This is a genomic window from Bacteroidales bacterium, from assembly GCA_014860585.1.
Classification (GTDB): domain Bacteria; phylum Bacteroidota; class Bacteroidia; order Bacteroidales; family 4484-276; genus RZYY01.
In genome coordinates this window covers 1-7685 of record JACZJL010000015.1, presented here as the reverse complement: position 1 = coordinate 7685, position 7685 = coordinate 1, and the positions used below count along the sequence as shown (strand labels likewise).

Below are 7685 nucleotides of genomic sequence, written 5' to 3'. Positions count from 1 at the left end.
CAAAAAATGTATTTACTTTTGAAACGCTTTATCAAATGGTTTGATTGACAAGTAAATACTTTAGATTATGAATATTGCCGCCAGAGAAAAACTGCTCCCGCAGGAGGAGACCCTCGAAATAACAAAATCAGGTAAGAAACTCACCATCGGGCTTCCGTTTGAGTCCTCATTCCAGGAAAACCGTATTGCCCTGATACCGGATGCGGTGAAAACACTGGTAAAACATGGACATGAAATAGTGATGCAACGTAACGCCGGCCTTGCCGCCCATTTTTCCGACCATGAATATGCTGAAGCAGGGGCATTTATTACCGAGACCCCGGAGGAGGTATTCAAATCTGATATAATTTTAAAGGTGGCGCCTTTGTCTGACAGCGAAATTGATTACTTAAGGGGAAGGCAATATTTGATCAGCGCCCTCCATCTGAATGCGCAGACAAAGGAGTATTTTCAGAAGTTGATCCAGCGAAAAATGTCAGCCGTTGCTTTTGAGTACATTAAAGATAAAACCAATGCGTCGCCTGTTGTAAGGTCTATCAGCGAAATTGCCGGAACGGCCTCCATTCAGATTGCTGCAGAATACCTTGCCCATCCTGAGTTTGGAAATGGCCGTATGCTGGGCGGATTTACCGGAATAGCGGCTTCTGAAGTGGTGATACTGGGCGCCGGCACTGTGGGTGAATATGCCGCAAGAATGGCCATCGGGATGGGGGCAGTGGTCAAGGTTTTCGACAACAATGTTTATAAATTGAGGAAGCTGAAATCTGAAGTCAGCCAGGGGTTGTTTACCTCCACAGTGCAAACCGCTGAATTACAAAAAGCGCTGATTAACGCTGACGTGGTGATTTGTGCGGTTCATTCGCGCCATCATCGCTCACCGATTTTAATTACCGCGGAAATGGTGGCGATGATGAAAGAAGGTTCGGTGATTGTGGATGTCAGTATTGACCAGGGGGGCTGCGCTGAGACTTCGTTTACAACAACCCACGAAAAGCCTGTCTTCCGTGTTCATGGCGTAACCCATTACTGTGTACCTAACATTGCCTCCCGTGTGCCCAACACCGCATCCATTGCCCTTAGTAACTTTTTCGCTCCTATGCTTATCCGGGCCGGCGATCTTGGTGGAATTGACAAGTTGCTGTCGTCCGATTTCTACTTCAGACAGGGCGTTTATCTTTACAACGGCATACTTTCAAACAAAATCATCGGGGAATATTTCGGGTTGCCTTACCAGGATATGGATTTGCTGATGGCAGCGTTTCATTGATCCAGTTCAGGAGCCTGCTGATCAAATCTTCAATCCAAAACCCGTTTGTCAGCAATTTCCTTATCCGTTTCATAGGAACTCATGTTGAATACGATAAGATTGATGCAAACACAATTTAAAATTAGAAGACATGGAAATTAAACCAATAAAAACAGAAACTGACTATACCCTGGCATTGAAAAGGCTTGAAACCATTTTTAGTGCAGAAATTGGAACTGCAGAAAGCGACGAAGCAGATGTTCTTGGCCTGTTGATTGACGAATATGAAAAAAAACATTTTCCAATTGAAGCTCCAGATCCAATTGAAGCGATTAAAATAAGAATGGAAGAAATGCAGCTTAAACAGATTGATCTGGTGAATGAAATCGGAGGAAAGAGTCGTGTTTCGGAAATATTAAATCGCAAACGAAAACTCACAGTTGAAATGATCCGAAAATTGACTGTCAGATTAAATCTTTCACCGGAATTGTTAATCAGTGACTATCAACTGACGAGATAGAGTGCGGTTAAGTTTCGTCGCCCAGTGTCTAAATTTCTCCCTGTGAGAGAAAAGCCCGTCGGGGATAATCAAGTTGTAGCTTTGCGGCTCTCTGCGTAAAAACTCTGCGGTTTAACCTCATGTTTTTTTTACCGCAGAGATACGCTAAGAAGGCGCAAAGAACCGCAGAGTAAAAACTTTTAGCTGGCCAAGAGAAAATCCATGCGTGAATCAGTAGGCGCCCCGATCGGAGGGGCAGTTAAAAATTCTAACAATGTAAACAATCCCTTACGTACGGGAGTTAGTTTTGTAAACTAAGCGCCTAAGCAGCGTTCGGCTTAGTCTCCAGCCTGATTAACGATTTGCAGCATCAAACCGGCAGGCCGGAGCCTCGTCTGATCGAGGGCAAGTCACCCGGTGAATGTTTTCAAACGCCGGCCAAACTTTCAACTTTTGTGGCATTTGCAGATGATTCACCGGGTGACTGCTCTTACCAGGCCTGAGCCTGCATGATAGACCAGAAAAGGCCGGAGCCTCCTCTGATCGAGGGTTTTGAGAACTGTCACCCCTTCGGGGTTGCCGCTTCCAACACTCATCCTCTTGTTAGAATCATTTCATCTCCCGGGGATCGGGACAGGCTCTTCGGGATTGAAAAAAGGATCGCGACTTTGTTATCCTGCATGTCAGAGAAGCAGACTAAAGGGTGAGGCAGCGTTATTTTCTCGCAGATCAACCCTGAAAGGGTGGCATGATTATAACCAACAAGTCATCAACAGGTCATCAAAACCCTGAAAGGGTGACATTATGAATTACTTTTGGGGGAAGGCGTAACATCCAATAAACCCGGAAATATGGTAATAAGGTAAAACGTATTGTATTTTAATGCATTACGACTTCTACTAAGGTTGAAAATCGAGATAAGGTTTTACTGTTTGCCATTGATCTGCTTCCCTCGTTTGAGCCAGGGCAAGTCACCCGGTGAATGCTTTCAAACGCCGGCCAAACTTTCATCTTCTGAGGCTTTTACAGGTGATTCACCGGTTGATTGCTCGTGCCAGGCCTGAGCCTGCATGATAGACCAGACGAGGCTGGACCTCATCTGAACGAGCGTGGCTTAAAACTTAAACCTTATCAATAAAAAAACACCTTAGTAGAAAAGATGATCCCCGGATTAATACAAACCTTATTACCTTATTTGGTTCTGAACCATTCAATAAATCCGGGAATAAGGTAATAAGGTATTGTTTTTTAATGTATTACAACTTCTACTAAGGTTGAAAATCGAGATAAGGTTTTACTGTTTGCCATTGATCTGCTTCCCTCGTTTGAGCCAGGGCAAGTCACCCGGTGAATGCTTTCAAACGCCGGCCAAACTTTCAACTTTTGTGGCATTTGCAGATGATTCACCGGGTGACTGCTCGTAACAGGCCTGAGCCTACATGATAGACCAGACGAGGCTGGACCTCATCTGAACAAGCGTGGCTTAAAATTTAAACCTTATCAATAAAAAACACCTTAGTAGAAAAGATGATCCCCGGATCAATACAAACCTTATTACCTTATTTGGTTCTGTAACACCCAGATAAATACTGGATTAAGGAAATAAGGTTTTGTTTGTTAATGCATTACGACTTCTACTAAGATGGAAAATCGAGATAAGGTTTTACTGTTTGCCATTGATCTGCTTCCCTCGTTTGAGCCAGAGCAAGTCACCCGGTGAATGTTTTCAAACACCTGCCAAACTTTCAACTTCTGAGGCTTTTACAGGTGATTCACCGGTTGACTCCCAAAGTTTGAGCCTGGCGATCAACAAAAAAAGCATTAGCATCTTTTTAAAAGACAATACATACTTTTAAAATTTCTATTAGCCAGGAAAATTCATGAAATTCTTTCATTTTTATGATTCTTAGAGTCTTGGGTCTTGTGCCACAGGCATCACTTTGTGAGTGGCAAAAAGAAAAAGTTGCCGCAAAGGCTCAAAGACACAAAGATTCACTAAGTTTATGAATAATGAAGGTTAGCAAGAAAAAAATTTCTATTAGCAACAAATAAAATTTCTATTAGCAAGAAAAAAAATTTCTATTAGCATGTTTTTTTGGATGTTCAGCATGAAGTTCAAAACGCGGCAGAAATCCGACTGGGGCAGGCACCGAAAATAAAATGTTAAAAAAGCCCCGGTGGTTACAAATAACTTTTAATTTTGTTCTCTGAAGATTTGAGGGGTTGGGTAGTGAGTCATGAGTTCATTCATTATTAACCATCTAATTCAATTTCTTTATGAGTATTAAATACAAAACCACCGCACGCAAGAACCTGCAAAAGCCCGCTGACCCGGCGAGGTATTATGCCATTGCCACCGCTTCGGGCAAGACCGACATTGACAAGCTCTCACGGCTGATTGCCAACAACAGCACGGTGAGCCGCACCGATGTGTATGCCGTAATCATGGGATTGCTCGAAACCGTGGCCGAAGAGCTGGCCGACGGCAACACCGTGAGCCTGGGCAAGCTCGGAACCTTCACCGTAAACCTGAAAAGCGACAGCGCCGAAACCGCCGATGCCGTAACCGCTGCTACCATCAAAGGGGCAAAGATCGTTTACCGCCCCGGCGCCGAACTTAAAAACATGCTCAAAACACTCAAATTTGAGAAAAAAGCATGATGACCAATGCCACTGCAATAAATAAACCGGAACAAATGGTAAGGTTACCCAGACAGATTTGGAAGTATTCGTTACCTTTGGTAAGGTTACAGAGTTTATGCAAAATTACAATGAACACTAAACCTTAAACATATGAAAAACATGAAATTTTTATTCCCAGGTAATTTAGGAGCAAATGTTATCATTGTAGTCTTTGGGATTATAATGATAATTGCCGCTTTTTTAGCTAAATTAGATTCTACAACAAGCTCATTACTAGTTGCTGTTGGGGCGAGTCTTTTTATTGCAGGATTTTTAGGTATCGTTCATCTTAAGGTTCTTTCGATAGAGATAAATAAAGTGGCGAGTCAGCCTATTGAAGACCTTAATTTAATGACCCAGATTAGATCATCTGGAATTGAAGGGGTATCAGATGATCGAGATAGGCTTATTGATAAAATGATGTATGATATTAAAGAAGAAAATGATGAAATAGTGATTGTTGGCTCTTCTTTAAAAGGACTAATTGGTGTTGGATATAATTCAAGTGGTTCAAACCAAAAATTTCGTGATCTGTTAATCGATTTATTAGAAAAAAATGTAAAAATCAATATTTTAATGACGAATCCTGAAATAGCCCACCATAGATCTCAACAGGAAGGACGTGATCCCGGAGGTATTGAAGCCGAGATAATTAAAAATTTAATGTATTTTACAAAAATCCGAAACGAACATAAAACGAAGGCCCAGAATTTAAACATTAAATTATATCGCGGAACGCCAACTATTTTTATGATTGCCCTTTCCAAGAATATGATGATCAATCCATACCCCTATTATTCAACTGCATATAATTCGTATTCCTTTTTGATCCGAGGTGGTTCTGATTTGTACCGAGGTTATTTTAAATCTCATTATCAAATGGCATGGGATTCAAGTCAAAGTGAATCTATTCCATCAGATATTAACCTTGCAAAAGCTCAAATTGAAAAATTTATCAATGGTAAAAATGAGCATGAATCGGATATTATTCAAAAATCTGAATCAAAAACAGAATTAATGCATGAACTAAATCAATTATTATAATTCACTGTTGTCCGGTAAAAATTTAAAAGGAGCCAGGCCATAATAGCCTGACTTCCTTTTCTTAGTAGTTTTGCTTCGCTAAAATCAAACTACTATGAGCAAAACTACATTTTTTTTTGGTCAATCCGTTTTCGGACAGCTGATTTCTTTAATTGAACCCAAGATTATATCTGATGCCAGCAAAGCTTGTGATTCCGACCGGTATGTTAAGAGGTTTAAAACAAAAGACCATTTGATAAGCATGTTGTTTTGTGCGCTTGCAAAATGCTGTTCATTAAGAGAGGTCTCGGGAGCCATGCTAGGATTATCAGGCAAGACCAAACATTTTCAATTGGATCACATTCCCAAAAGGAGTACGCTTGGCGATGCAAACCAACGACGAGATGCCGAAGTTTTCGGAATCATTTATAACAAGCTCTTTAGAAAGTATGGATATGTTTTCTCGGACAGCCGGATTAAGGATGTAATTAACAAGCAAATAGAGATTTTCGATAGCACCACTATCAGTTTGTTTAAAGACATTTTAAAATGTGTTGGCCGAAAACCAAAAGATGGAAAGCGCAAAGGAGGTGTCAAAGTTCATACTGTGATTAATGTTGATGAGGCGGTTCCAAAGCTGGTCTGGTTTACCAATTCAGCAACAAATGACCATGTCTTGTTGAAAAAACTGAAAATGGACCCAAACACTATTTTCGTGTTTGATAAGGGTTACAATGATTACAAGGCCTTCAAAAAGTTCAGTGATAATGAAACTGGTTTTGTTACCCGAATTAAAGACAATGCAGTTTATGAGCCTATCTATGAGAATGAAATTGATGAGCATATTCATTCAGGCGTTCTTCAGGATGAAATCATCGAACTTACAGTAAAAGAAGGCACAACAACAAGCAAGTTAAAGCTCCGGAAAATAAGGTTTTACGACCGTGTCTTAAAACGCGAGTTTGAGTTTTTAACCAATTTGTTTGAACTGCGACCTGATTTTGTGGCGGCTATATACAAGTTACGCTGGCAAATTGAGATACTTTTTAAGCAGATTAAGCAGAACTTTCCGTTGAAGTATTTTCTGGGAGACAATGAAAATGCCATCAAAATTCAGATCTATTGTACGCTGATTGCTAATTTGCTAATGACGGTAATACAAAAAAGGCTGAAAAGGAGTTGGGCATTTTCAAATCTGGTGAGTTTTTGCAAAATTCACCTGTTCAATTACATTCATCTGCTAAACTTCCTTGAAAATCCAGATAGAGACTGGCAAAAAACATCTGATTTGGTGAGACAGCCCAATCTTTTTGAGGGGGCTTACTTTTAAAAATGAAGAAAAATTGAAAATATAGCTATTGATTATCAGATAATTGCAAAAGAAAAAATAATTTTTCTACTTTTACCGGACAATAGTGATTATAATTGCAACTTTGCATAACGAAACCGTTAACCGACGATGCAGGCAGTTTCCGGAGGCTGGCATTCACCAAACCTGTAAACCATAAAGGAAAGGAAAAGAAATAACAAGTAAAACCCGCGCTGCGGCTGCTGGCGGCACGTTAAACACCCTCTCCGTTTTTTCGAAGCCAATCCCGAATGGTTTCAATTGTTACCTCCGAAATGAAGTATCAGCATCACCCAAAAAAAGCATTAGCATCTTTTTAAAAATGAATACATACTTTTAAAATTTCTCTTAGCAATAAATAAAATTTCTCTTAGCAACAAATAAAATTTCTCTTAGCAAGAAAAAAATTTTCTATTAGCATGTTTTTTTGGATGTTCAGCATGAAGTTCAAAACCCGGCAGACATCCCATTTGGGAAGGCACTGAAAATATAATGTTAAAAAAGCCCTGGTGATTACAAATAACTTTTACTTTTGTTCTCTAAAGATTTGAGGGGTTGGGTTGTGAGTCATGAGTTCATTCATTATTAACCATCTAATTCATTTTCTTTATGAGCATTAAATACAAAACCACAGCACGCAAAAACCTGCAAAAGCCCACCGACCCGGCGAGGTATTATGCCATTGCCACCGCAACGGGCAAGACCGACATTGACAAGCTCTCGCGGCTGATTGCCAACACCAGCACCGTGAGCCGCACCGATGTGTATGCCGTAATCATGGGATTGCTCGAAACCGTGGCCGATGAGCTGGCCGACGGCAACACCGTGAGCCTAGGCAAGCTCGGAACCTTCACCGTAAACCTGAAAAGCGACAGCGCCGAAACCGC

The 7685-nt window shown here is 40.7% G+C and carries 6 protein-coding genes; all 6 read left to right on the top strand.

Going from position 1 to position 7685, the window contains the following annotated elements; genetic code table 11:
• Positions 1-67: 67 nt before the first annotated feature.
• Complete coding sequence (locus IH598_01730; protein MBE0637223.1) at positions 68-1267, top strand: alanine dehydrogenase; 1200 nt, start codon at positions 68-70, stop codon at positions 1265-1267.
• 130 nt (positions 1268-1397) lie between these two features.
• The gene (locus IH598_01725) at positions 1398-1766 is read left to right on the top strand and encodes a transcriptional regulator (protein MBE0637222.1); all 369 of its coding nucleotides are present in this window, start codon (positions 1398-1400) and stop codon (positions 1764-1766) included.
• Positions 1767-4022: 2256 nt separating this feature from the next.
• Positions 4023-4406 carry an HU family DNA-binding protein gene (locus tag IH598_01720; protein ID MBE0637221.1) on the top strand — a complete coding sequence of 128 codons (384 nt, stop codon included), beginning with the start codon at positions 4023-4025 and terminating at the stop codon, positions 4404-4406.
• Between the two features lie 132 nt (positions 4407-4538).
• A complete protein-coding gene (locus IH598_01715) occupies positions 4539-5471 on the top strand; it encodes a hypothetical protein (GenBank protein ID MBE0637220.1) in 933 nt (310 codons plus the stop codon).
• 94 nt (positions 5472-5565) lie between these two features.
• Positions 5566-6780, top strand: a complete 1215-nt coding sequence (locus IH598_01710; protein MBE0637219.1) for an IS4 family transposase — start codon at positions 5566-5568, stop codon at positions 6778-6780.
• Positions 6781-7407: 627 nt separating this feature from the next.
• Positions 7408-7685 (top strand): HU family DNA-binding protein (locus tag IH598_01705; protein ID MBE0637218.1); only part of this gene is annotated, 278 nt, incomplete at its 3' end.

Coding starts and splice junctions, on each gene's coding strand:
- IH598_01730 (MBE0637223.1), top strand. CDS start 68: ATGAATATTGCCGCCAGAGAAAAACTGCTCCCGCAGGAGGAGACCCTC.
- IH598_01725 (MBE0637222.1), top strand. CDS start 1,398: ATGGAAATTAAACCAATAAAAACAGAAACTGACTATACCCTGGCATTG.
- IH598_01720 (MBE0637221.1), top strand. CDS start 4,023: ATGAGTATTAAATACAAAACCACCGCACGCAAGAACCTGCAAAAGCCC.
- IH598_01715 (MBE0637220.1), top strand. CDS start 4,539: ATGAAAAACATGAAATTTTTATTCCCAGGTAATTTAGGAGCAAATGTT.
- IH598_01710 (MBE0637219.1), top strand. CDS start 5,566: ATGAGCAAAACTACATTTTTTTTTGGTCAATCCGTTTTCGGACAGCTG.